Annotated in this window: 21 protein-coding genes; 14 read left to right on the forward strand and 7 right to left on the reverse strand. The window is 44.1% G+C overall.

Annotation, left to right across the window (positions count from 1 at the left end; translation table 11 throughout):
• Positions 1–230 precede the first annotated feature (230 nt).
• A complete protein-coding gene (gene yjjG, locus ACE1OE_RS01620; RefSeq protein WP_372060090.1) occupies positions 231–905 on the reverse strand; it encodes a pyrimidine 5'-nucleotidase in 675 nt (224 codons plus the stop codon).
• A gap of 380 nt (positions 906–1,285) precedes the next feature.
• Between yjjG and ACE1OE_RS01625 the strand changes: the two genes are divergently transcribed.
• From ACE1OE_RS01625 to ACE1OE_RS01655, 7 genes are all read left to right on the forward strand, one after another.
• Positions 1,286–2,593 (forward strand): MATE family efflux transporter, encoded by a 1,308-nt coding sequence (locus tag ACE1OE_RS01625; RefSeq protein WP_449209871.1) that lies wholly within the window; start codon positions 1,286–1,288, stop codon positions 2,591–2,593.
• Positions 2,594–2,824: 231 nt separating this feature from the next.
• A complete protein-coding gene (locus ACE1OE_RS01630) occupies positions 2,825–3,583 on the forward strand; it encodes an ATP-binding cassette domain-containing protein (RefSeq protein ID WP_449209872.1) in 759 nt (252 codons plus the stop codon).
• Entirely contained in the window at positions 3,580–4,419 is an 840-nt protein-coding gene (locus tag ACE1OE_RS01635; RefSeq protein WP_449209873.1) for an ABC transporter ATP-binding protein, read from the forward strand. The genes ACE1OE_RS01630 and ACE1OE_RS01635 overlap by 4 nt, the downstream gene beginning before the upstream one ends.
• Positions 4,420–4,436: 17 nt before the next feature.
• On the forward strand, positions 4,437–5,945 hold the full coding sequence (locus tag ACE1OE_RS01640) for an ABC transporter substrate-binding protein (protein ID WP_449209874.1): 1,509 nt from the start codon (positions 4,437–4,439) through the stop codon (positions 5,943–5,945).
• A gap of 4 nt (positions 5,946–5,949) precedes the next feature.
• Positions 5,950–7,686 (forward strand): ABC transporter permease subunit, encoded by a 1,737-nt coding sequence (locus tag ACE1OE_RS01645; protein ID WP_449209875.1) that lies wholly within the window; start codon positions 5,950–5,952, stop codon positions 7,684–7,686.
• 224 nt (positions 7,687–7,910) lie between these two features.
• On the forward strand, positions 7,911–8,102 hold the full coding sequence (locus tag ACE1OE_RS01650) for a hypothetical protein (RefSeq protein WP_449209876.1): 192 nt from the start codon (positions 7,911–7,913) through the stop codon (positions 8,100–8,102).
• Between the two features lie 12 nt (positions 8,103–8,114).
• Positions 8,115–9,335, forward strand: coding sequence for an MFS transporter (locus ACE1OE_RS01655; protein ID WP_449209877.1), 1,221 nt, complete (start codon positions 8,115–8,117; stop codon positions 9,333–9,335).
• A gap of 150 nt (positions 9,336–9,485) precedes the next feature.
• Here ACE1OE_RS01655 and ACE1OE_RS01660 read toward each other — a convergent pair whose 3' ends face one another.
• Entirely contained in the window at positions 9,486–10,379 is an 894-nt protein-coding gene (locus ACE1OE_RS01660; RefSeq protein ID WP_449209878.1) for a LysR substrate-binding domain-containing protein, read from the reverse strand.
• A gap of 208 nt (positions 10,380–10,587) precedes the next feature.
• Here ACE1OE_RS01660 and ACE1OE_RS01665 point away from each other — a divergent pair, with 208 nt between their 5' ends.
• Complete coding sequence (locus tag ACE1OE_RS01665) at positions 10,588–11,358, forward strand: carbohydrate deacetylase (protein WP_449209879.1); 771 nt, start codon at positions 10,588–10,590, stop codon at positions 11,356–11,358.
• Between the two features lie 138 nt (positions 11,359–11,496).
• On the opposite strand, the gene ACE1OE_RS01670 is transcribed toward ACE1OE_RS01665, so the two are convergent.
• The 5 genes from ACE1OE_RS01670 to ACE1OE_RS01690 form a co-directional block, all read right to left on the reverse strand.
• Positions 11,497–11,676, reverse strand: a complete 180-nt coding sequence (locus ACE1OE_RS01670) for a hypothetical protein (RefSeq protein WP_449209880.1) — start codon at positions 11,674–11,676, stop codon at positions 11,497–11,499.
• A gap of 277 nt (positions 11,677–11,953) precedes the next feature.
• Positions 11,954–12,703, reverse strand: a complete 750-nt coding sequence (pstB, locus tag ACE1OE_RS01675; RefSeq protein ID WP_102469563.1) for a phosphate ABC transporter ATP-binding protein PstB — start codon at positions 12,701–12,703, stop codon at positions 11,954–11,956.
• A gap of 103 nt (positions 12,704–12,806) precedes the next feature.
• On the reverse strand, positions 12,807–13,670 hold the full coding sequence (gene pstA, locus ACE1OE_RS01680; RefSeq protein ID WP_449209881.1) for a phosphate ABC transporter permease PstA: 864 nt from the start codon (positions 13,668–13,670) through the stop codon (positions 12,807–12,809).
• Positions 13,671–13,675: 5 nt separating this feature from the next.
• Positions 13,676–14,608, reverse strand: coding sequence for a phosphate ABC transporter permease subunit PstC (gene pstC / locus ACE1OE_RS01685; protein WP_102469565.1), 933 nt, complete (start codon positions 14,606–14,608; stop codon positions 13,676–13,678).
• Positions 14,609–14,700: 92 nt separating this feature from the next.
• Entirely contained in the window at positions 14,701–15,522 is an 822-nt protein-coding gene (locus ACE1OE_RS01690) for a phosphate ABC transporter substrate-binding protein (RefSeq protein WP_449209882.1), read from the reverse strand.
• Positions 15,523–16,328: 806 nt separating this feature from the next.
• Here ACE1OE_RS01690 and ACE1OE_RS01695 point away from each other — a divergent pair.
• From ACE1OE_RS01695 to pyrI, 6 genes are all read left to right on the forward strand, one after another.
• Entirely contained in the window at positions 16,329–17,780 is a 1,452-nt protein-coding gene (locus ACE1OE_RS01695) for a YfcC family protein (protein WP_372060105.1), read from the forward strand.
• Positions 17,781–18,814: 1,034 nt separating this feature from the next.
• Complete coding sequence (gene arcA, locus ACE1OE_RS01700; RefSeq protein ID WP_372060106.1) at positions 18,815–20,035, forward strand: arginine deiminase; 1,221 nt, start codon at positions 18,815–18,817, stop codon at positions 20,033–20,035.
• Between the two features lie 131 nt (positions 20,036–20,166).
• Entirely contained in the window at positions 20,167–21,078 is a 912-nt protein-coding gene (arcC, locus tag ACE1OE_RS01705; RefSeq protein ID WP_449209883.1) for a carbamate kinase, read from the forward strand.
• A gap of 152 nt (positions 21,079–21,230) precedes the next feature.
• Positions 21,231–22,241: an ornithine carbamoyltransferase gene (locus ACE1OE_RS01710; protein WP_449209884.1), complete on the forward strand. Its 1,011-nt coding sequence runs from the start codon at positions 21,231–21,233 to the stop codon at positions 22,239–22,241.
• A 496-nt stretch (positions 22,242–22,737) separates the two neighbouring features.
• Complete coding sequence (pyrB, locus tag ACE1OE_RS01715; protein WP_372060108.1) at positions 22,738–23,667, forward strand: aspartate carbamoyltransferase; 930 nt, start codon at positions 22,738–22,740, stop codon at positions 23,665–23,667.
• A 49-nt stretch (positions 23,668–23,716) separates the two neighbouring features.
• Positions 23,717–24,181 carry an aspartate carbamoyltransferase regulatory subunit gene (pyrI, locus tag ACE1OE_RS01720; RefSeq protein ID WP_449209885.1) on the forward strand — a complete coding sequence of 155 codons (465 nt, stop codon included), beginning with the start codon at positions 23,717–23,719 and terminating at the stop codon, positions 24,179–24,181.
• Positions 24,182–24,320: the final 139 nt, after the last annotated feature.

Below are 24,320 nucleotides of genomic sequence, written 5' to 3' on the forward strand. Positions count from 1 at the left end.
TAAAAATAATGCCAGTGGCTCATCAGTCACTGGCATTATTTTCTATTTCGACAGGGGTTTACTGCTCTGAGATGTCTTATTCTGAATCGAGTTAAAAAGAGACCTTTTTCTAGACTCCTCTACCAACTCGCCGCGTTAGAAAGCCCATAAGATTAATCGTATTTACTGGCTTATTGCAGACAAGATAGCCACCTATTCGTGACTATTCAAAAAGATAACACCTGATCAAGCTACGCAATTAAAATCTCTTGCAGTTGCTGCAGTGAACTGACTTCATAATGTGGCTCGATACCATGAGGTTTTTCTTGCCCTTTGGTATTCAACCAACACGTCTCAATGCCAAAGTTTAACCCACCTAAGACATCTGAGTGCGGGTTATCCCCGACCATTAACACGCGTGTTTTACATGGGTTACCCATGAGCGTCATTGCGTGAGAAAAAATGCCTAAATCAGGTTTAGCGATGCCTACTTCTTCTGAAATAACAACGTGTTCGAAATAGTGGGTCATATCCATGCGCGCTAAGCGAATTGCTTGTAACTCGGTAAACCCATTGGTAACAATGCCCAGTTTTGCATGACCAGACAACGCATCCATTAGCTCACGAGCGCCGGGTAATAGCGTGCAAATATCCACCATCGCCTCTAAAAACGCACTGTTTAATGCCAAGGGCGTGGTATCAAGTTTTGCAGCCCAGCCTTCAAAGCGAATGTGCTTTAGTTGGTCGGCCGTAATTTTCCCATCTTGATAATCAACCCAAAGAGGCTGATTAATGAGTTGATAGTCCGCATAGTCATCACGAGTGAAATCAACGCCCATCCTTTCAAACATAAGCTGCATCCCAGAGAAGGAATCAAAGTTGAAAATGGTTTCGTCAGCGTCAAAAAGAATCCAGTCGTATTTCATTAATCGAGTTCCTTGAGTAATAACCAGAGCAATAAGTAGCAAGGATTTTGCTACACGCTCAGGATTTGTCAACCAGCTAGAACAATTCTCAGTCAAAAACGAAGAGAACTAAGAGAACGGATTTACGGCGAGCGGCAAACTACAACCTAGAACCTGACCCTCGTTCAAGGATTAAAATCAGCTTACATCGGCATCATATTATAAGCATCACTCACGCAATAACTTAGCTAAAACTTTGTCTTAAATAGGTCATTCTCTGCGGACCTTACCTATTCCTTAATGACAAATTGTCGAACGCAAGTTATCATCGCAAAATAATACCAATGATAATAATTTTCATTACTCATTTTACAACTATTCTATCACTAGCAGTACCTTTAATGACTATCTCCCATAAAGACTATTACAAAATTGCACTTCCCTTTGTTATTTCAACAGTGACACAACCGTTACTCGGCGCTGTTGACACCGCTGTGATTGGACAACTCGGTATGGCTGAGCTTATTGGTGGCGTGGCCATCGGTACCGTCGTCATGAATACCATATATTGGCTGTTTGGATTCTTTCGCGTCAGTACCACTGGACAAAGCGCTATGGCTTTGGGGAATGGTGATCGAAGACTATTAGCAACCAGCTTAATGCGTCCATTTATTCTGTCTGCCATCATCGGATTATGCTTTATTGTACTACAACCGCTAATTTGGCACGCTGCTCTGTGGGCCGTAGAACCTGAAGCTGTGGTTGCGGAACAAGCGTATGTGTATTTCAGTATTTTAATTTTTGGTGCGCCCTTCGTCTTACTCAATTACACCATTATTGGCTGGTTGATGGGACAAGCGAAAGCAAAAGAAACCTTGTATACCCAAGTTTTTGGTAACGTGCTAAATATCATCCTCAACCTTCTTTTTGTACTTTCTTTCGACCTAGGGGTTGCTGGTGTTGCCTACGCGAGCTTGATTGCTCAAATCACGACCTTCGTCATCGGGATTACCTTAGTGATGAGAGTCAATACGATACCCATGGCTGAATTAGTAAAATCAACGAAGATGACAAAGCAAGACTTTGCCACCATTGTCTCTTCAAATTCCGATTTATTACTACGGACCGTATGTATATTGATTTTCTTTAATATGATGGCAAGGATGGGTTCTCAGTTGGGTACAGATGTACTCGCAACCAACGCTATTCTTATGCAGCTGACCTTTATCATCAGCTATATGTTTGATGGCATTGCTAATGCCTCCAGCGTATTTGCAGGTAAGGCAGTTGGCCAAAAAAGTCCCGCTATGCTCGAGCAAGTGCTCAAGCTCAATACGCAATGGACGGCTGGCTTTATTGTGGTTCTCACCGCAATAACATTCCTATTTCAAACGCGGTTTGTTTATCTCTTTACTGATTTATCTAACATCATTCATCTTTATCAGGAAATGACACCTTGGTTAATTTTATTCCCGCTTGCCGCTGGGTTCGGTTTAACCGTGTATGGTATTTTCACGGGTACGGGTACGACAAAACCAGTAAGAGACTCCAGTGTTCTAGCCTTGTGCCTGTTCCTTATCGTACAAACTATTGCTGTGGATGAATGGGGAAATCATGGATTATGGTTTGCTTTTACCTTGTTCTACTGCGGTCGTATTGCCTTCCTCTATCCTTTTATCAATCAGATAAGAAAAAAGTGTGTCGCATAGCGCTCAGCATATGAGTATTTGGGGTACTGACTAAAATAGTGCCTAAGTACGCAGTGACCAAAATACTCATTTTCATAAATAAAGCGCTGAAGAATAGCGCTTTATTTGCCTTTGCGTCGCCCATTTTGTTATTTCGATAAAGCTCAATCACTTATAGCTAAAGACTTTTCAACGCTAAAATGAAATGATATAATTTGTTACGTTATAACATTCCACATTTGAGTAATTTCAGTGACATCTCCACTTCTTTCAGTCAAACAACTTTCCATAGAAAACTCGGAGAGAGTACTATTCCAAGATGTTCACTTCGATGTGTACCCTGGAGAGATGCTAGCCGTAATGGGCCCTTCAGGCATTGGTAAGTCGATGTTAACTAAAGCGATCGCTGGCTTTACACCCGACTCTCTTTTAGTGTCTGGAGACATTAAACTGGCTGATAGCAATGTCTGTAACCTGCCTTTACTCAAACGGACAGCAAACCAAAGACCCGCTTTTATTTTCCAGGATGCACTGCAGGCGCTGAATCCCCTGGTTTCTGTACAGAGCCAATTGTGCCTCGCGTTAACCTCATGTCGCACCAAACCAACGGAAAAAAACAAGAGTACTATTCGCCAATTGTTGACTCAGTTGGGGTTCCATCAACCCGAGCAAATCCTCTCCTTATTCCCTAGCCAACTGTCTGGTGGTCAGCGACAACGCATTTGTATTGCCATGGGATTATTGAGTGATGCAAAAGTCGTGATTGCTGATGAACCTACCAGTGCATTAGACCCGGTGACAGAGCAGGAAATATTGCTGCTCATCCATCAAAACGTAAAACACCATAATATGGCTGGAGTTTTGATTACTCACGATCTTCACAGCGCGTTGCAATGTGATAAGTTGCTCGTGCTCGACGAGGGACGAGCGATTGCTTATGGGCAACCAAAAGAAGTAATACAGAGCAGTACCCATGAGTTTTGTCGTTCATTACAGGCACTGATTCAATGAGGGTATTAGCTCAAACGAATACAATAGGCAACATTAACAACAAGTTTGCCTGCGTGCGATTTGACAACGTCAGTGTCCATCACTATTCAATCCCGAGCTGGCTAGGTGGGACACCTTTTCAAGCGCTCAACAACATTTCGTTGGTTATTGATAATCAGAACCTCGCTATTGTTGGGCCCTCTGGTGCCGGAAAATCGACGCTCATTGAGTTGCTTTTTGGCTTGAAAGCGCCTTCGAAAGGACGAGTGGAAGTGTCTGGAATCTCGCTGCCGATTCGCTCTCAACATGACCGCATCAGAGTCTGCCGCGACATACAAATGATGCCTCAAGAACCACACACGAGCTTAAACCCGTACTATACGGTGAGTCAGATTTTAACCGAACCACTCGTGAACTTGAATATTGTCGGCGACCATCGAGCACTGGCTCAGCAAGCATTAGATGATGTGGGTTTATCCACCCAGATACTGGCACTTAAGCCAAACCAATTATCCACAGGTCAGGCTCAGCGGGTGGCATTGGCTCGAGCACTGATCGTAGAACCGTCAATATTGGTTGCCGATGAACCAACTAGCAGCCTTGACCCCGTTAATCGACAACGAGTGCTTGACCTACTCAATTCACTCAAGAAAAAACGAAAACTGATCTTGATTTTGGTGACGCATGACCTTCAGGCAGCACACGCCTTGTGTGATGAATTGCTTGTGCTTGACCATGGTAACGTTGTTGAACATGGTGACTGTAACCACATCATGAATCATCCCAACCATTCCGTTACGCGATCACTCATTGCGGCACAAACCGCACTGACGACCAACCGCTTACACAACATATAATCTTAGAGAAGAATAAAATGCGTTTTAACTCCATTAAACTGGCTTGTGCGTTGGCCTTTGCCCTACCACTCACCGGTTGTTTTGATTCAAAAACAGAAACAAACGAACCGATTGCCAAATCTGAACTTCGAGTGGCAATGATGCAACCTCCACGGACTAGGCTATCTCCCCTATCCGATGATGCTTTCAAACTCTCACGTTGGAGCACTGCTGAAACCTTAGTCAACTTATCTCCGACGTCAGAAGCGGAACCGATGCTTGCCACTGAATGGCAACAAATCGATCCACTCACTTGGCAGTTCACGATTCGCCAAGGTGTGACATTCCATGATGGCTCCAGTCTTGATGCAAATGCAGTGGTCAACTCGCTGCAAAAGGCATTATTGGCAGCGCCGAAGCCACGAATTCTAGATGGTATTAACCTTGAAGTAACCGCGCTAGATCCAAGCCATGTTGAGATTAAAACCAGCTTCAACGATCCACTACTCCCAAGCCGATTATCGAGCCCACAGCTCGCTATCCTAGCAAACCGTGCATATCAGGAAGATGGGCGTGTCACACCCATGGGTATGGGAACCGGTCCATTTGAAATTATTGAAATTAATGGGACAACCAGTGCTAAGCTAACGCGCTTCGATAACTACTGGGGCGAGAAAGCAAATATCGAGTCTGTCATTGCAGAATACGTTCCTAATGGATTTGCGCGCGCGGCTGCACTTCGCACAGGGACAGCCGATGTCGTCGAAGCCGTACCGGTTTCTCAAATCGCAACGATTGATGCCACGTTACTGCATGAAGTAGCAATGCCACGTACCAACACGCTGTATTTAAATAACCAATCGGGTGTCTTCAGCCAATTGAAAATGCGTCAAGTTGCAACTTCAGCCATAGACCGAGAGCAGATTATTCGTACCGTTTACGAAAATCACGCCGATATGGCCGAGGGGTTACTGGGGCCTGCGCTGGCATGGGCTGCACCTGTGCGTTCTGAGGTTAAATCAGAGATCGCAACGATCAATAACGATAATAACAAAGCGAACGGTGAAAAAATTGTAATTGGCACCTTCACCGACCGAGCTGAATTGCCAGAGGTGGCTGCACTGTTACAGCAACAACTTGAAGCGGCTGGATTCAACGTCGAGCTCGATATTCGAGAGTACGCTCAGATTGAAAACGATGCCCTAGCGGGCAAATTTGATGCCTTTATCCTCTCCCGGGCGACGGTTCTCGATTCTGGTGATCCTGTTGCTTATATGATGAGTGATTTTGGCTGTAAAGGGTCGTTCAACTTAGGGCAGTTTTGCTCCGAAGACGTAGATAACGCGTTAACCTACGCTGACTTACAACCCTTAGGGCCAAAACGTCAACAAGCGATTATTGCCGCGGAACAAAAGATTCTTAATCACTATGCAGCAATCCCTCTGCTTCATGAGCGCGTGATTCAAGGTGAAAGTGCAAGAGTCACCAACGTCATTCGAGACCCAAGTGAACGTCGCCTTATCGATGCAACAACGAAGGTAGACTAACTCGATGTTGTCTGTTGATCCCCCCGAACGAATTGTCACGGCCATAATGCCTTGGCTATCGAGAATTGCCGCACTGATTGTCGTCGTAATTCTCGTTGGCCTAATGCCAGATATTGCCGGCATTGACCCAAGCCAATCCATTCTTAGAGCGCGTTCTGGTCAGCAACATATGCTCACACCAGAAGCTTTGGCTTCAATACGAATGGATCTACAACTCGACCGCTCTGCCACCGAACGACTTATGGACTGGTTACACGGTATGTTACAGGGCGATCTAGGTCGTTCGTGGATCGATGGTGCTCCCGTTATTGAAGGTATTCAACAGACACTCTCCACCTCTTTGCTATTAATGTCGATAGCATTGGGTTTAACTTTTCTGTTGTGCCTTATCGGTTTACTACAGACGTTACATCGTTGGAAACATGGCCAGTTGGCACAAACGCACAACAGCTTAAGTACCGCTCTGATCTCTCTTCCAGAATATGTCGTGGCATCCATTTTGATTCTCATTTTTTCAATTTGGTTAGGGTGGCTCCCCCCTTATGGGTGGCAAGGATGGCAAGATGTATGGCTGCCAAGTTTGGCGCTAGCGCTCCCTGCAAGCGGTTTATTTAGTCGCTTGCTGCGCGATAGCTTACAACGTGTGCTCAACGAACCTTGGGTTGTCACTTGGTTAAGTGCCAATGTCAGCGCCAATCAGATCCTTCGATTCGCAATCAAGCGAGCGATAAGCAGTTTAATTCCACAGATTGCTATGATCATGATTGGTTTAACCGGAGGAGCGGTCGCGGTTGAACAGATTTTCTCCATTCCAGGTATCGGTAGGCTCATCCTTGGCGCAGCAAAAGCGCAGGACTTACCCATGCTGCAAGGGGGTCTACTGATTTTATTGCTGATCTCTATTTCTATTAGCAGTATTAGCCTATTCGTTCAGAAGTGGTTACTTGGGCACAGTTTGAAAAGTGGCAAATTGATTAGCAGTCATTCATCGCTGACGTTCACATCAAGCACACGAAAACGCATGGTGGCTATCTCAATATTCACATTGTTATTGGTCATCATCATCTGGTCTGCCGTTCGTGACCCCTATACCAGCCAATTTGTTAGACTCGCCTCGCCAAGCTTTGACGCGCCGCTCGGGGCTGATGGGATTGGTCGGGACTTATTGGCACGCATTGGTGCGGGAATGTTATCGACATTCCAAGCTGGAATTATCGCGACAATGTTAAGCTTGCTGACTGGACTTATTCTTGGCTTCAACACTCGCTTTAGCCAAGGGCTGATCGAGGTCACCAAAGGTATTCCCTATATCATCGCCGGCTTGCTAGTCGCGGGGCTCACCAGCATGAGTCCGAATAGTGCGATGATTGCGATCGTATTCGTCTCTTGGGCCCCACTTGCTGCGCATTGCTCAAGCCTTATTGTAGAAGCAAAAGCTCAACCATATACACACTTAGCCCCTATCTGGGGAACCAGCCGGTTAAGGCTCCTCAGATACTACCTATTACCATACGTATTACCGCCGTTATTAAAACACGCACTGATGCGACTGCCAGTGATCACTCTCAGCCTGACCTCACTTAGCTTTATTGGATTAGGTGCCAAACCACCGTCTCCAGAGTGGGGGTTAATGATCGCTGAAAACCTACCCTATATTGAAAGAGCCCCTCTCGCGGTTATGGGACCGATTTTGGGTCTCGTGTTAATGGGAGTAGCCATTAATTTATTGTTTGATGATTAAAGTCGATGATTGGAATGCATGCTATTTAACGAGGTGCATGAATGTCGCTCACTAATCACTAATCACTAATCACTAATCACTAATCACTAAATGAAAGACCATACCGCCGTAGTCTATGCATAAAACGCATAGACTACTTCACATAATATCATTTGAGTCCCTCTCAACCTCTCATTACACTGCGCGCTCTTTTTTATCATCATTGAAATTTACTATTGAGCGCTATGTTTTCACAATCCGTTTTGGCTCAGCTGCTAAGGATGGTCGTATTACTGACTATTACCTTAGTTACCGTACATCATTCCCCTGCATTATTGGAGCTTCTTGCTAAGCAAGCCATTAACTCCGGCTGCCATCAGCAAAATCCAACGGGTGAACCTCATCATTCACACCAATCAACCCACCACCATCATTAGAGCCTAATTGTTATGAGTATTTTTCGATTTCCTATTTTAGTTTGGCTTGGGATTGGCATTTTAATTACTAGCCTAGGTATCCGTCAGTCATTTGGTATTTTTATGATGCCCATTTCTGACCACTTCCAAACTGGACGTGAATTCTTTAGCTTTGCTATTGCGTTGCAAAACCTAATGTTTGGTGTGTTTCAGCCTTTTGTTGGCATGGCTGCCGATAAGTGGGGTTCGAAGCGCATTATCTTAATGGGGGCTGTCGCGTACGCTGCCGGCTTATATCTGACGTCCGTTGCCACCATTCCTTCGCAACTCTACTTTTCGTTAGGCGCGTTAGTCGGACTTGGGTTAAGCGCCACCAGCTACGTTATTGTACTTGGTGCAGTAGCGAAGGTCGTGCCTGCACAGCATGCTGCCAAAGCCTTCGGGCTCACAACAGCAGCCGGTTCATTTGGTATGTTTGCCATGATCCCCGGTGCACAAATGATGCTAGAAACCATCGGCTGGCAAGGTGCTCTGCAAGTTTTTGCTATGCTTTGTGCTCTAATGATTGCGTTTGCTTTGTTTATGAAATCCAATAAATCGAGCCATGTTGTCTCGGCAAATCAAGCTGAAGAGCCAGAGCAAACACTCAAGCAAGCATTAAGCGAAGCGTTTGCCAACAAGAGCTATTGGTTAATTCATGCTGGCTTTTTTGTGTGCGGCTTCCACGTGATGTTTATTGCCACGCATCTTCCAAGCTATCTGGCTGATAAAAATTTACCCGCGAGTAGCGCAGCGTTAGCGCTCGCTTACGTCGGTATTTTTAATATCTTTGGTTCTTATTTTTGGGGTGTGATGGGGGATCGTTTCAGTAAGCGACATGTCATGTCAGCACTGTATTTGGTTCGCACTGTCGTTATTGCATGCTTTGTAACACTACCCGTGACTGAAAGTACCGCGGCTATTTTTGGTGGGGCCATTGGTTTTTGTTGGTTAGGAACCGTGCCACTCACATCCGGTCTTGTTCGTCAGATCTTTGGCGCACGTTACCTCTCTACTTTATATGGGCTTGTATTTTTCACTCATCAAGTTGGCAGCTTTCTCGGCGCATGGGCCGGAGGGCGTATCTACGACTATTACGGATCGTATGAACCCATTTGGTGGTCGACTGTGGTATTGGCTTTTATAGCCGCGCTCATTCATTTCCCAATTAATGATAAACCGCTCAGAGCACCGACTGCCCTTGCCGTCACCTAGGTATTCCTTCGCTCTGCCTTCAAAAAAGGTGGGGCGAACTTTACTCACTCGGCTGCTGCCAATGAATATGTTAATTAACGATTCAAAACCAATTAAGTCCTGACGCCAATCACCATTCAAACCATCAAGTGAATAGCCGTTCTCGTCTCCTCAACCTGTCGTGTCGAGTTGTGAATATAACCATTCGGAGAACACCCTAAACTTAGCTCGATGCTGCATCCCTTGTGGGCAAACTAGGTCATACCCTTTCCCCGACTCCACTCGGTCAAAGGGCGCAATCAATTTACCCTGTTCTATTAGTGGCCTAACAAACTCGTAGCGCCCTAACGCCACTCCCATTGAACAGCACGCCGCATCAATCGCAAGTCGGTTATCGCTATATAAGTCATAAGCCCGCATGCAATCAATAGCCAAATGACTTTTCTGCAACCAATAAACCCAAGCGCCATTATCACCACTATGAATAAAACGAACGTCTTCGAGCCGCTCTACTACACCAACAAGCCCTAATTCACGAGCGTAACTCGGCGAACACACTGGTGTGCGAACCCCATCAAGAAAACGTTCACTATGATGATTTGGGTATTGTCCTTCACTATAAAATATTGCCACATCATAAGGATCGAATTGAAACTCTGCCTGATTTTGCTTTGTTTGCAATTTGATACTCAACTGAGGATACAGATCTCGAAACGAATGGAGCCGAGGCATAAGCCACGCTGAAGCAAAATAGGGGGATGTGGCAATGTAAATTTCTCCGGTTAGTTCTCCATGTTGAATATCACTCAGCTCATTAAAAATCAGCTCGAACGACGTGTTCAGCATCGCTAATACTCGCTCTCCTTCTGGCGTGAGGGTCAACTTGCGTGTTTGACGCACAAATAGCGAAAAGTTGAGCTGCTTTTCTAACTTTTTTATTCGGTGGCTAATTCCACCCTGCGTGAGAAATAGCTCATCGGCGGCACGCGTAAAACTGAGATGCTTAGCCGCAATACTGAAAGTATGCAGTAATGATAGCTGCTGCTGACGATTTGAAATTGACATTACACATTAACTCCAGTAATCCATTGGGTGTAGTTATGAGTTTGTAGAGTATATTCGATTGCATTTAGATTAAAGCAAGTAATCCAACCCGTCTAGTGAGCACCAGAGCAAAACAAATTCTAAAAAGTGATAGGCGGGAAAAGCCGAACACATCCAACAGTGTTCACCTTTTTCATGTGTTAAAAAAACACACAGGTAGATAAATACAATGAAGCTTATTCTCAATGCCGACGATTTTGGTTTAACGGAAACCGTCAACAACGCCATCGTTGATTGTTTTAGGTCTGGGATCGTCAGATCTACTACGATCATGATGAATCAACCCGGTACGCAACATGCCGTGGATTTATATCATCAGGGGTTGATTCGCGAAGTGGGGTTACATTTCACTGTTACAGCAGGAAAACCAATTTTAGACGCGAAACAGGTATCAACATTGGTTGATGAGCAAGGGGATTTCCTAGAACGGCGTGAGTTATATCGTAAGACCGACATCTGCTCAGAACAAGTCTACAAAGAGATTCAAGCGCAATACCAAGCAGCACTCAATGCGGGTTTGGCTATCAACCACCTCGATACTCATCACTTCGGCGGTATCTTTCCTCGCTTAAAAGCAGCGTTTACGCGCTTTGCAAACGACGTTAATTTGCCGGTAAGACGTACTGACAGCATCATTGCGGGACAAGACGTATTGAAGGTCACTACAACCGATGCGTTTGATGTTGGTTTTTATAACGATGGAGCAAACCTTGAACACCTCAAAGCAATGCTTATCAGCTATCAACATAAAGTGCCTAACGGTATTGTGGAGTTCATGTGCCATCCAGCAAAGGAAGTCACAACTGAACTCAAGCGGCTGTCCGGTTACACGGATAAACGCGTTGCCGAATTCAACATCTTGACTTCTATCGAATTAAACGATTGGCTAGCCGCTAACAATATCGAATGTATTGGGTTTGATATGCTGTCTTCCCGTTAAGCAGATTCAACTAAAGCAAGTCGTATCCGCTCAGTAATAGCAATAAACTCTTTTGTCATAACAATAAGCTCTTTTGTAACAGCAATAAGCCTCTCATGAAAAGGGGCATATTACGCTTTAGTATTTAACCTAATAGTTCTAAACAAAAGCATGCCCGTGCCCTTTGCCGTTATAGAGGTCACCGCCACCATACAATAATTGAGTTCTTTGCCCCCATGCTATCGGGTAACCATTTAACAGACCAATATGAGCATCTTCCCTATCCAGCATGGTTTGGCTTTGTAAACGTGCAGAATAATCATTCTGAGCATAACCCAAGCACGCCCCTACTATAGAGGCACTTCAATACCCTACACCCACTTTTTGCCAGTGCCTTGTCGTCTGATCTTTGTCTTCTGCTAGATATATCAAAGCGATCAGTAAACCTGCCGATCAACCCCAATTGACCCACTGCATTCATACAGACAAAAAAAAGCCCCTCATCAAGAGGGGCAAAAGTTCCATCGCTTATAGTTATAGTGATTATATTTACCAGTTTTCTGTCCTAGCTGCTCTGCACATCTCGAGCAAAACTAAGTAAAGCTCAACTCCATACTTAGCCAAAGTCACCGTTTACGTAACCTTGAGTACGATCGTCGCTTGGATTCGAGAAAATCACCTTAGTGTCGTTGTGCTCAACCAGCTCACCCATCAAGAAAAACGCCGTGCGATCTGAGATACGACGAGCTTGTTGCATGGAGTGCGTCACGATAACAATGGTGTAATCTTTTTTAAGTTCTTCCATTAATTCTTCGATTTTGTGTGTCGCGATTGGATCCAGTGCCGATGTAGGTTCATCCATCAAGATGACATCCGGCTCCATCGCAATGGTGCGTGCGATACACAAACGTTGTTGTTGGCCACCAGAAAGACCAAAGGCGTGAGATTTAAGACGATCTTTTACTTCATCCCAAAGCGCTGCGCTACGTAAAGAACGTTCAACAACCATGTCGATGTGCTTCTTGTCTTTAATACCTTGTGCGCGTAGGCCAAATGCCACATTTTCGTAAATGCTCATTGGGAACGGGTTTGGCTTTTGAAATACCATCCCTACTCGAATACGCAGGTCAGAGACATCGATGTTGCCATAAATGTCTGTGCCATCCATCTCAAGTAAGCCGTTTATTTTTACGCCTTCAATCAGGTCGTTCATGCGGTTTAGACAACGCAGCAGTGTTGATTTACCACAACCCGATGGGCCAATTAACGCCGTGACTTGACGAGTTGGGATTGGCAGGTTGATCGATTTAAGCGCTTGGTTCTCACCATAAAATAGGTTTAGGTTTTCAATATTAAATTTGTTCATTATCTATAATCTCTAAATTCTTAATGTCGTTTACTTGCAGCGTACGCTCTTTGTATTCTGGCGACGCTGCGATACGTAGCCACTCATCGCTCACGAGAGTGTATTAGTAAGTCGCCGTATTAAAACGACTGGCAATAATCTTAGTCACCATGTTGATCAACAACACCAATACGATGAGAACTGTCGCCGTACCGTACGCTTGGTTCCATTCTTCAATGGTAAACAGCTCGGTCGTTAGTTTGTATAAGTGAACCGTTAAGGTACGTCCCGAATCCAACAGCGAGTCAGGGATACGTGCCACCATACCTGCTGTTAAGAATACCGGCGCCGATTCGCCAATGACACGACCAATACTAAGAATGACCGACGTTAAGATACCTGGCATTGCACTTGGTAAAATCAAGCGCCAGATAGTATAGATTTTTGAAGCGCCCAAACCATAAGAACCCTCACGGTAAGTTTGAGGTACCGACATCAATGCTTCTTCTGTGGTACGAATAATAACTGGCAGAATCAAGATACTCAGCGTTAGTGCACCTGAAAGAATCGAGAACCCAAGACCTAATATAGCAACGAAGAAGGTCATACCGAACAAACCGAAGATAATCGATGGAATACCCGCCAATGATTCGGTACAGAAACGGATAACCTTAACGAGTTTGCTGCCTACCTGTGCGTATTCCGTCAAGTAGATGGCCGTCATGATCCCCAGTGGTGCCGCCACAGAAATAGAGGCGATAACCATGTAGATCGTCGAGATGATCATCGGGAAAATACCGTGTTCATCACCAGTACGAGTGTAATCGTCGGTAATAAAGCTCCAGCTCACATGTTGAAGACCATTAGATAAAATGTACCAAATAATCCAAAACAAAAATCCAACAGTCAGGGCTGCAGACGCCCAAACAAATACACTCAGCAACGTATCTTTATTTTTACGTGCTTGTTTTAGTTTTACAGTATCCATAATCGTTACTTCGCTTTTTCACGGTTCAAGTAGAGTAGTGCAGCATTGAGCATCATAATGAAGACCAATAACACCACGCCTGTAGCGTACAATGCGTTTGCGTGAATGCCACTTGCATAGGACATTTCAATCGCGATGTTCGCTGTTAGCGTACGAGCAGAATCTAAAATACCTTCCGGCATCGCTGGCGCGTTACCCATAACCATGATGATAGCCATGGTCTCACCGAGTGCACGACCAATACCAAGAATGACACCGGTCATAATGCCTGAACGCGCGGCAGGTAGAAGTAACTTAAAGATCGTAAAAATTTTCGAAGCGCCTAATGCCAACGAGCCTTCTTTATAAGCACGCGGTACGGCACGAATCGATGTTTCAGAAACCGTGATAACCGTAGGCAAAATCATGATACCCAAAACAATGATACCCGCCAGAATAGTGTTGCCTGCCGGTACCTCGAAGATTTGTTGGATAAGAGGAACGATGATCACTAATCCAAAAAATCCGTAGACCACTGACGGAATACCCGCAAGTAGCTCAACGGCTGGACGAATAATATTGGCGACACGCTTAGGGGCAATCTCTGCAATGAAGATGGCAGTTAACACACCAATCGGTACACCAACCACTACCGCACCAAGGGTTGATACGACAGAAGCAACAATCATGGTTGCAACACCGTATAGTGCAGGTGGTAGCCAGTTTTGGCCTAGAACAATTCCAGAAACACCCACTGCTTGAAATGCAGGGATACTTTCTCGAACAATAAAATATGCGATAACGGCAAGAGAAAGGATGCCGATGACTGCACTCGATAAAAATAAGCCGTGGAAAATACGTTCTTTCCAATCAACTTTCTTTTTGGCCTTCAGGCTACGAGATGCAGCTTGAGCCGCTTGGTCGCTCATAAGCTTCTCACTATTTGTTGCGATGGTCATAATTAAACTTCTATTTGTCGATAATTCGAAAGATAGAGAAAAGGCCCAGCCCCAAAATGTGGGCTGAGCAATATTTATTCTTTACTTACAGATTAGTTTACTGAGATGTAACCTTTCTGTTCAACAAGTGCTTGTGCGTCGTCAGCAAGCATCCAGTCTAGGAACTTTTGAGTTTCAGCAGAAGGTTGACCTTCTTTGTAAAGTACAAGGAAAGGACGAGCTACTTTATAAGAGCCATTTTTCACATTGTCTACAGATGCAGGAGTACCATCAATTTCTAGCGCGTGTACCGATTGGTCAACCGTACCTAGAGAGATGTAGCCAATTGCGTATGGGTTGCTTGCTACCATTGTTTTTAGTGCGCCGTTACCATTAGCAACTTGAGCACGTTGAGAGATAGCTGTTACTTTCATACCACTGATAGTTTGTTTAAGGCTCATGATATCTTCAAATGCACCACGAGTACCTGACGCTGTATCACGAGTGATAGCAACGATTGGCTTGTCAGCACCGCCAACATCTTTCCAGTTTGTTACGTCACCTTTATAGATAGCCGTTACTTGCTCAGCTGTTAGGCCTTTAAGGTCATTAGCTGGGTTAACCACTACCGCGATGCCGTCACGAGCAACAACTTCTTCAACTAGCGTTGACTCTTTTTCTTCTGCTTTAAGGTCGCGAGAAGACATGCCTAGGTCAGCTGAACCGTTTTTCGCTGCTTTAACGCCTGCTGAAGAACCAGGTCCTTGGACTTCGATGAAAACGTTTGAATGTTGCTTCATGTATGTTTCTGAGAAAACTTCCATCAGTGGCGTTACGCTGCTAGAACCTACCGCAGAGATAGTTTCTTTAGCTGAAGCTGGAGTCACTGCGAGTGCGCCTAGTAGTGCGATAGCACCGATAACTGTCTTTTTCATCACAATTTCCTTTAATGGCTTGATTGCCTGTTTCATTTGAACGAGGTCAAGATTAGAGGCTAAATATGACAGTTGTGTTTCACTAAGTTGAAAGGTGTATGACAGCGACATTTTTTTTACGCTCGTCAAGAAACAACCATATCCATTAAATTCATATAGTTAGTTGATTTATTGATGTTTCTATCGTCAAAATCGCCCGTAATTATCCTATGACAGTGTCATATTTCTTTTGTGACACCCTACCTGATTGCTCGTTTTTTCATCATTCATACCATTGCGAGACCATTTCATCGTATGCAATATGCTTTACCTTTACCTTTACCTTTACCTTTACCTTTACCTTTACCTTTACCTTTACCTTTACCTTTACCTTTACCTTTAGAGCAATCTCGGATTTACAACAGAGCCGAACTTTGACGGAAATCAATAATCGCTGCAATTTATTCTGTTGGCGGCTTTTGAATAGACCTGAATAAAATTCCCACTTATTTGTCGGAAAGGACAGGATACATTTGCAACCAGACAGGTGAGTACTTGCCACATGAATATTGATGCAAAAATAATTGACTCCTATTCCTACAAATTTTCATTCATATTTTTGGTCGATAAGTATCTACTGCATTATGTGAACAAGGACTGAGTTAATTTTATTGACTACTCATAGAATAACCCTATAAACATTTCTTACTTAAGTAAGACTGCTTTCTATAAATTATATTATTGGTTTCAACGTGGTAATTGAATTAACTTAATATATTCGACTGGTATTCAACTTGGTGGTCATCAAGTTGAATAAGGAGAAAGCTATGACTACACAAACAATGCCCGACAAGTCAAAAAAACAAGGGTTCTTTTCTAATTTTAAATTTCCATCTGCCTATACGATTCTTTTTATTTTAATTGCACTTGTTGCAATGATGACTTGGATTATTCCAGCTGGGCAATACGACCGAGTAATGAATGATGACTTAGGTCGTGAAGTGCCTGTAACCGGTACATACCAATCGGTAGAAAGTAACCCTCAAGGTGTGGTAGACGTTTTACTCGCCCCTATTGATGGCTTCTACGACCACAATACCTATGAAGCTGCTGCCATTGATGTCTCACTATTTATATTAGTTATTGGTGGATTCCTTGGCCTAGTGACCAAAACAGGTGCTATTGATGCGGGTATCGAACGCGTCACTGCAAGGCTTCACGGCCGCGAAGAGTTAATGATACCGATACTTATGGCATTATTTGCCGCCGGCGGTACCGTATATGGCATGGCCGAAGAGTCTCTTCCTTTCTATACGCTACTGGTCCCGGTCATGATGGCAGCTCGCTTTGACCCACTCGTCGCAGCGGCAACGGTATTACTCGGAGCAGGCATCGGTGTATTAGGATCGACCATTAACCCATTCGCCACGGTTATCGCTGCAAACGCGTCTGGTATTCCGTTTACCGACGGCATTATGCTGCGCGTATTCATGCTTGTTGCTGGTTGGGGCATTTGTGTGGCTTATGTGATGCGCTATGCTCGCATGGTAAAAAAAGACCAAACCAAATCCATTGTTTATGATAAATACGAAGAAAACAAAGCACATTTCCTAGGCAATCAAAATGGTGAAAAACTCGAATTCACCATGACGCGTAAAGTCATTTTAGCCATATTTGGCGGTTCATTTGCCGTGATGATCTACGGAGTATCCGTTGCAGGCTGGTGGATGGCAGAGATTTCCGCCATGTTCTTAGCTGCCACTATTCTTGTAGGGCTTGTGGCAAGAATGAGCGAGGAAGACTTCACGAACAGCTTCATTGATGGCGCACGAGATTTACTTGGCGTAGCACTTATCATAGGTATTGCGCGTGGTATCGTCGTCGTGATGGACCGAGGTATGATCACTGATACCATTCTAAACTCTGCGGAGCATATGGTGACAGGCCTGTCTTCCGTTGTTTTCATTAATGTGATGTTCTTTTTGGAAATATTGCTGTCATTCTTAGTCCCTTCTACCTCTGGTTTAGCCGTACTCACCATGCCAATTATGGCACCACTTGCCGACTTTGCTGGCGTAGGACGTGAGCTTGTCATCACTGCGTACCAATCTGCATCCGGGTTAGTGAACCTCATTACACCAACATCCGCGGTGGTGATGGGAGGCCTTGCTATAGCCAAAGTACCTTATGTTCGATGGGTAAAATGGGTCGCACCACTATTAGGTATCTTGACCGTATTCTGTGTTGTTGTACTCAGCGTAGGCGCACTGATCGCTTAAGCATATAAAGAAAATCGCGAGATATAATCGTTAACACCAAGAGCATCGCTTACGAGCGGTGCTCTCTTTTAAGTAATAACGCCCCCTTAAAACCTTCCCTGGTGTGAGCCTGACACATTCAAATCCGTATTGGATACTTCCAACCATTCATGAACCACAGCCCGATCTAAAGCTCACTCTCATGTCTTGTGTTTCCTTCTGTTATTACTCTTCGCTGATTGGTTACGGTGATCGGCTGCGGTGAATGCACGATGCTATCGGATGAATGCTATCAACTCAGCACCCACTAACCTTGTCGCTTCATCCCTCAGGCCATTAATAATGAAGTTTTGGCTTATCTCCATCTGACCCAAACGTGCTCATTTCTCACTCTCACTCTCACTCTCACTAAGAGGTACCATTTTGGGCAAAATTTAGGCGGAACATCGTTAGGAATTAGCGGTTCTGATTCAATCCATGCTCTTTCGCATTATCTCGCCTTGCTTCCACACTTCAAAACCACCCTAATAAAGCCATTGTTATTTAGATAGATTACTTTATATATTGGTAGTTAATTAGATTTAATAATGCTAGAGTATATTTTACTCAGCGATTAGACTGTAATAACTGTGATGGTGATAACAAGTTTGTGATACTAATTTGTTATCACATGATTAATTTCCCTTCAAAACGGTATAGATAGCATCACTGAGTGCATAATTACTCTATTCGTTAATAATCCACGCCTTTGACTCTTGCATTAAATTCTCTACACCACCAGATAAACCAACTCTCCACTAATTAATAGTGAATAATATTCCTACTTATTAGCCAATAAATTTTGGCAAGCATTAAATCGTCATGAATACCTATTGTTAATTACTCCTCGCCATCAACCACAAACGAATAAAATATATTTGTGAGCCTCATCAAATAAATACCCGCGGTGAAGAGTAATATTAATTTCACCACGAGAAAGCTAATAATAAAACCATACCCTAATAATGATGACTCTGTGAGATTCGAGTCGATCATATAAGAAGAGAGATAACATCATGAATACACTTTATGTCGGTTCAGAAGTTGGTCAACTACGTCGCGTTCTTATCCATCGCCCAAGACGCGCTCTTACTCACTTAACGCCTTCGAATTGTCACGACCTATTATTTGACGATGTATTGTCTGTCGAACGAGCGGGTGAAGAGCATGATGTGTTTGCCCAGACATTACGAGATCAAGGTGTTGAGGTTCTATTGCTAACTAACTTATTGGCAGAAACCTTATCCGTTCCAGAGGCGAAAGAATGGCTGCTGAATACGCAAATCTCAAACTATCGATACGGCCCAACATTTGCTAATGATGTTCGCTGCTACCTTGGTGACATACCAAACCTAGAGCTGGCAAAAATACTCACAGGTGGTCTGTCATTTGGTGAAATGCAAATGCAATCCTCTTCAATATTGCAGTCCATGCACAAACCTACTGATTTTATTATCGATCCATTGCCTAATCATTTATTCACTCGCGATACTTCTTGCTGGGTTTACGGTGGGGTTTCAATCAACCCAATGGCTAAAGTAGCCCGTCAGAGAGAAACAAACCATGTAAGAGCCATTTACCGTTGGCACCCTACCTTTGCCGGTCAAGATTTTGTGAAATACTTCGGGGATGAAGAGAAGTCATACGACCGCTCTACCATTGAAGGTGGTGATGTTCTCGTCATCGGAAAAGGGGCGGTATTAATCGGTATGTCTGAAAGAACCACACCGCAAGGGGTTGAGCAACTTGCATCGGGATTATTCAAACATGGTCAAGCGAAACAAATCATCGCCCTTGAACTACCAAAAGATCGGTCATGCATGCATTTAGATACGGTGATGACTCATATGCGTGAAGATACGTTCTCCGTTTATCCAAATGTGATTCCTGACGATGTGAAATGTTGGAGCCTAACCGGCGACGAATCTGGCTTTGTCAAAGCGAAGCAGCAAGACTCGTATATCCATACGATAGAGAAAGCCTTACACGTAGACAAACTCAACCTGATCACGACAGGTGGTGACAACTTCGAAGCAGAGCGCGAACAATGGAATGACGCAAACAACGTATTGACCGTTAAGCCAGGTGTCGTCATCGGTTACGAACGTAACACTTATACCAATGAAAAATATGACAAAGCCGGCATTACTGTCTTACCTATTCCAGGCGACGAGTTAGGACGTGGACGTGGCGGTGCTCGCTGCATGAGTTGCCCGATAGAGCGAGATGGCATCTAACTCAGCCGTTGATTGATGGCCACCATAATTGATAAGCACACCGGCATTTATAGTGGCGACATCAGTCACCGACTCGCATTAATATTGAACGGGCAAAGCACCGCTTTGCCCCTGTAATAGGAAAACAAATCATGACAAAACAAACCATCGTCGTTGCTCTTGGTGGAAATGCATTGCTTCGCCGAGGCGAGCCTTTAGAAGCCGATGTTCAACGTCATAATATTGAAATCGCAGTGGCGACTATTTCTAAAATTGCTCAAGAATATAATGTTGTCTTAGTCCATGGTAACGGTCCACAAGTCGGTTTATTAGCGCTGCAGGGGCTGGAGTACAAAAAAGTTAACCCCTATCCACTTGACGTTTTAGGCAGTGAAACACAAGGCATGATCGGCTACATGCTGATGCAAGAATTCAAAAATCAAATGCCATCCGTCAATGTGACTTGTATGTTGACACAAATGACCGTTGATCCTAACGATCCGGCATTTGCTAATCCAACCAAACCCATCGGGCCGATTTACAGTAAAGAAGAAGCCTGCGAATTAGCAGAGAAGTTTCATTGGACGGTCAAACCTGATGGCGATTTTTATCGACGTGTTGTTCCTAGTCCTCAACCAACGGGCATCATCGAACACGACGCAATTACCAAACTTGTTGATGAAGGTCATTTGGTCATTTGTACTGGCGGCGGCGGTATTCCGGTCAAAAAAGAAAACGGCAAACTAATCGGCGTTGAAGCAGTGATTGATAAAGACATGTCTGCGGCGTATCTAGCAAAACAGCTCAATGCCGATGCCTTACTTATTCTTACCGATGCCGACGCCGTGTATCTAGATTGGGGAAAACCCACTCAACATGCCCTGCGCTCAACAACCATTAGTGAACTGGCTAAACACCAATTTGACGAAGGTTCTATGGGTCCAAAAATCGACGCTTCTTGTGAATTCATTAAACAAGGTGGGAAAGTGGTCGGCATTGGGTCTCTTGAGCAAGGTATTAAGATACTGGAAGGGACCGCTGGCACCAATATCGTCAAAGGCTAAATACGTATATTCGCAAAAAAATACTCGATAGCGTTCAACTTACTCAATGCGTAACTGAACTCGATCAACACATAGATATTATCGGTCGCCTGCCATCACGACTTCGCTTGATTCGGTCATTGGCATCGCGACAACTCAAAAAGGAAATCATCATGGCTTTTAATCTTCGTAATCGTAACTTCCTTAAACTATTAGACTTTACTCCACGTGAAATTCAGCATTTTCTTGATCTTTCCGCCGAGCTCAAAAAAGCCAAATACAATGGCTACGAACAGCCTCGCCTCAAAGGGAAAAACATCGCGCTTATCTTTGAGAAAAGCTCAACTCGCACCCGCTGTGCCTTTGAGGTTGCCGCCTTTGATCAAGGAGCGCGAGTGTCTTACTTAGGCCCATCAGGCTCTCAGATTGGCCACAAAGAGTCCATGAAAGATACCGCCCGTGTATTGGGAAGAATGTACGATGGCATCGAATATCGTGGTTTCGGGCAAGACATCGTCGAAGATCTTGGTGCCTACGCGGGTGTGCCAGTCTGGAATGGACTCACTGACGAATTCCACCCAACGCAAATTCTGGCCGATTTCTTGACCATGATGGAACACGGCCGCGGTAAGCAATTGCATGAAATCAAATTTGCATACCTAGGTGATGCACGCAATAACATGGGCAACTCACTGATGGTTGGTGCAGCGAAAATGGGCATGGACATTCGCTTGGTCGCACCTAAACAATTCTGGCCAGAAGAGACGCTGGTTGCACAATGCCAGGACATCGCAACGAAAACCGGCGCAAAAATCACCCTAACAGATGATGTCAACGAAGGTGTTCAAGGCTGCGACTTCCTTTACACCGACGTCTGGGTATCAATGGGAGAAGCAAAAGAAGCATGGGCAGAGCGCATCAATTTAATGCTTCCTTATCAGGTCAACATGGCAATGCTTAAAGCAACTGGCAACCCACATGTGAAATTTATGCATTGCCTACCTGCTTTCCATGGTGAAGATACGGCAGTAGGGAAATCGCTTGCTGAGGAATACCCAATCCTTGCTCAAGGCTGCGAAGTGACCGACGAGGTGGTGGAATCTGAGCATTCCATTGTCTTTGATGAAGCTGAAAACCGAATGCACACCATCAAAGCAGTCATGGTGGCAACATTAGGTGACTAACCTAAACAGCAACTGACGCCGTTGTCACAAAAGTACCGAGCCTTATTGATACTAGTTTATGAATAAGGCTCGCATAATATTTCAATAATAACCCTGAACATTGAGATTATTATTTAAGCTACAAAAGGTATCACTGGCGTTAATTCCTTCTCCAATTAATCTTACAACAATGGATAATTATCCATTTTCTGGATAGTTTTTCAGAACTATTGATTGGAGATAAATTAGCATTATAATTTGTCTCCAATGACTAAGGAGAAAACATGGCTTACCCGTTCAACATCCAACACCACTCTCGATTAATTAATCAAATAGGCCGTTGTTTTTCTTTTTATTACCGCCCTTAAGCCTCCTATTTTATGGAGGCTTTTTTGTATCTAACGAGTAACGAGTGTTTGGCTCGTTGTTTTTGGGTGTAACTCGTCACTTATACAAAACAAACTATTTCTACTTATCGATTACTTGCACTTAACTGACCACTAGAGAGCATCGCATTATGTCGCATTCACTGTTCAACAAGCACATCATTTCTATCCCTGAGCTGAGCCGCACTGAGCTAGAACTCATCGTCAACACGGCGACTCGATTAAAAGCAGAACCTAACCCTGAGTTATTGAAAAACAAAGTGGTCGCGAGTTGCTTTTTCGAACCGTCGACTCGTACTCGCTTATCTTTTGAAACGGCAGTGCAGCGACTTGGCGGCACCGTTATTGGTTTCGATAATGGTGGCAATACCTCACTCGCAAAAAAAGGGGAAACACTGGCAGATTCAGTCCAGGTCATTGCGTCGTACGTGGACGCCTTTGTTATGCGTCACCCTCAAGAAGGCGCAGCCCGTTTGGCGTCAGAGTTTTCGAATAATACCCCTGTCATCAATGGCGGTGACGGTGCGAACCAGCATCCAACACAAACCTTGTTGGATCTTTTTTCTATCTATGAAACACAGGGCACACTCGATAACCTCAATGTCGCCTTTGTCGGCGATCTCAAATACGGCCGAACGGTTCATTCATTGACGCAAGCCCTTGCTAAATTTAACAATATTCGTTTTTTCTTCATTGCACCCGACGCCCTCTCAATGCCCGATTATATTTGCGAAGAGCTATCGAGCGCCGACATCGCCTACAGCCTTCATGCCAGTATTGACGAGGTTGTCCCAGAGCTTGATGTGCTCTATATGACTCGAGTACAAAAAGAGCGCTTTGATGAATCTGAATACGCACACATTAAATCGGCCTTTGTTCTTAATGCCGATATGTTGACACAAGCACGCCCGAACCTGCGAGTCCTTCACCCTCTCCCTCGAGTAGACGAGATCACTACCGACGTCGACAAAACGCCTCATGCTTACTACTTTGAGCAAGCTGAAAATGGCGTTTATGCACGTGAAGCCTTGCTTGCACTCGTGCTCTCTGAGTCGGTTTAACATCGCCTGTTTAAGGTCAATATTGATAACAATTTAAGAGGAAGGCAACATGAACAAGCAAACCAAACTTCAAGTAGAAGCGATTAAAAATGGTTCCGTCATCGATCATATCCCAGCCAATATCGGTATAAAAATTCTAAAGCTATTCAAAATGCATAAGAGCGAACAGCGTGTCACGATCGGGTTAAACCTCCCCTCCTCTGCACTCGGCGCAAAAGATATCATCAAAATAGAAAACATTTACCTCACCGAAGACCAAGCCAATCAGCTCGCGCTTTATGCACCGCAGGCAACCGTTAATCAGATTGAAGAGTACAAAGTGATCAATAAATTATCACTTGAATTGCCAAAATCAATTATTTCTATCTTCCAATGCCCTAATAGTAACTGCATATCGCATGGCGAGCCTGTAGAGAGTAATTTCCACGTTATTAATAAGAAAAGTAGTATCCAGTTAAAATGCCATTATTGTGCAAAAGTATTCTCACGAAATATCGTAACTGAAATTAAATAATAGGCGACACGTTATAAACAAAGAATATCACGACAGAAATATTTGGATATTTATTCTTCTCACTGAATAAATATCCATTCACTACTGACTAAAATAGAATATCAATAGTGTTAACTCACCGTCACTTATTAATAACCAT

The organism is Vibrio sp. E150_011 (assembly GCF_053544015.1).

What these genes read in the sequence shown, in the direction of transcription:
- yjjG (WP_372060090.1), bottom strand. Translation starts at nt 905, where the DNA reads ATGAAATACGACTGGATTCTTTTTGACGCTGACGAAACCATTTTCAAC.
- ACE1OE_RS01625 (WP_449209871.1), top strand. Translation starts at nt 1,286, where the DNA reads ATGACTATCTCCCATAAAGACTATTACAAAATTGCACTTCCCTTTGTT.
- ACE1OE_RS01635 (WP_449209873.1), top strand. Translation starts at nt 3,580, where the DNA reads ATGAGGGTATTAGCTCAAACGAATACAATAGGCAACATTAACAACAAG.
- ACE1OE_RS01640 (WP_449209874.1), top strand. Translation starts at nt 4,437, where the DNA reads ATGCGTTTTAACTCCATTAAACTGGCTTGTGCGTTGGCCTTTGCCCTA.
- ACE1OE_RS01645 (WP_449209875.1), top strand. Translation starts at nt 5,950, where the DNA reads ATGTTGTCTGTTGATCCCCCCGAACGAATTGTCACGGCCATAATGCCT.
- ACE1OE_RS01650 (WP_449209876.1), top strand. Translation starts at nt 7,911, where the DNA reads ATGTTTTCACAATCCGTTTTGGCTCAGCTGCTAAGGATGGTCGTATTA.
- ACE1OE_RS01655 (WP_449209877.1), top strand. Translation starts at nt 8,115, where the DNA reads ATGAGTATTTTTCGATTTCCTATTTTAGTTTGGCTTGGGATTGGCATT.
- ACE1OE_RS01660 (WP_449209878.1), bottom strand. Translation starts at nt 10,379, where the DNA reads ATGTCAATTTCAAATCGTCAGCAGCAGCTATCATTACTGCATACTTTC.
- ACE1OE_RS01665 (WP_449209879.1), top strand. Translation starts at nt 10,588, where the DNA reads ATGAAGCTTATTCTCAATGCCGACGATTTTGGTTTAACGGAAACCGTC.
- pstB (WP_102469563.1), bottom strand. Translation starts at nt 12,703, where the DNA reads ATGAACAAATTTAATATTGAAAACCTAAACCTATTTTATGGTGAGAAC.
- pstA (WP_449209881.1), bottom strand. Translation starts at nt 13,670, where the DNA reads ATGGATACTGTAAAACTAAAACAAGCACGTAAAAATAAAGATACGTTG.
- pstC (WP_102469565.1), bottom strand. Translation starts at nt 14,608, where the DNA reads ATGACCATCGCAACAAATAGTGAGAAGCTTATGAGCGACCAAGCGGCT.
- ACE1OE_RS01690 (WP_449209882.1), bottom strand. Translation starts at nt 15,522, where the DNA reads ATGAAAAAGACAGTTATCGGTGCTATCGCACTACTAGGCGCACTCGCA.
- ACE1OE_RS01695 (WP_372060105.1), top strand. Translation starts at nt 16,329, where the DNA reads ATGACTACACAAACAATGCCCGACAAGTCAAAAAAACAAGGGTTCTTT.
- arcA (WP_372060106.1), top strand. Translation starts at nt 18,815, where the DNA reads ATGAATACACTTTATGTCGGTTCAGAAGTTGGTCAACTACGTCGCGTT.
- arcC (WP_449209883.1), top strand. Translation starts at nt 20,167, where the DNA reads ATGACAAAACAAACCATCGTCGTTGCTCTTGGTGGAAATGCATTGCTT.
- ACE1OE_RS01710 (WP_449209884.1), top strand. Translation starts at nt 21,231, where the DNA reads ATGGCTTTTAATCTTCGTAATCGTAACTTCCTTAAACTATTAGACTTT.
- pyrB (WP_372060108.1), top strand. Translation starts at nt 22,738, where the DNA reads ATGTCGCATTCACTGTTCAACAAGCACATCATTTCTATCCCTGAGCTG.
- pyrI (WP_449209885.1), top strand. Translation starts at nt 23,717, where the DNA reads ATGAACAAGCAAACCAAACTTCAAGTAGAAGCGATTAAAAATGGTTCC.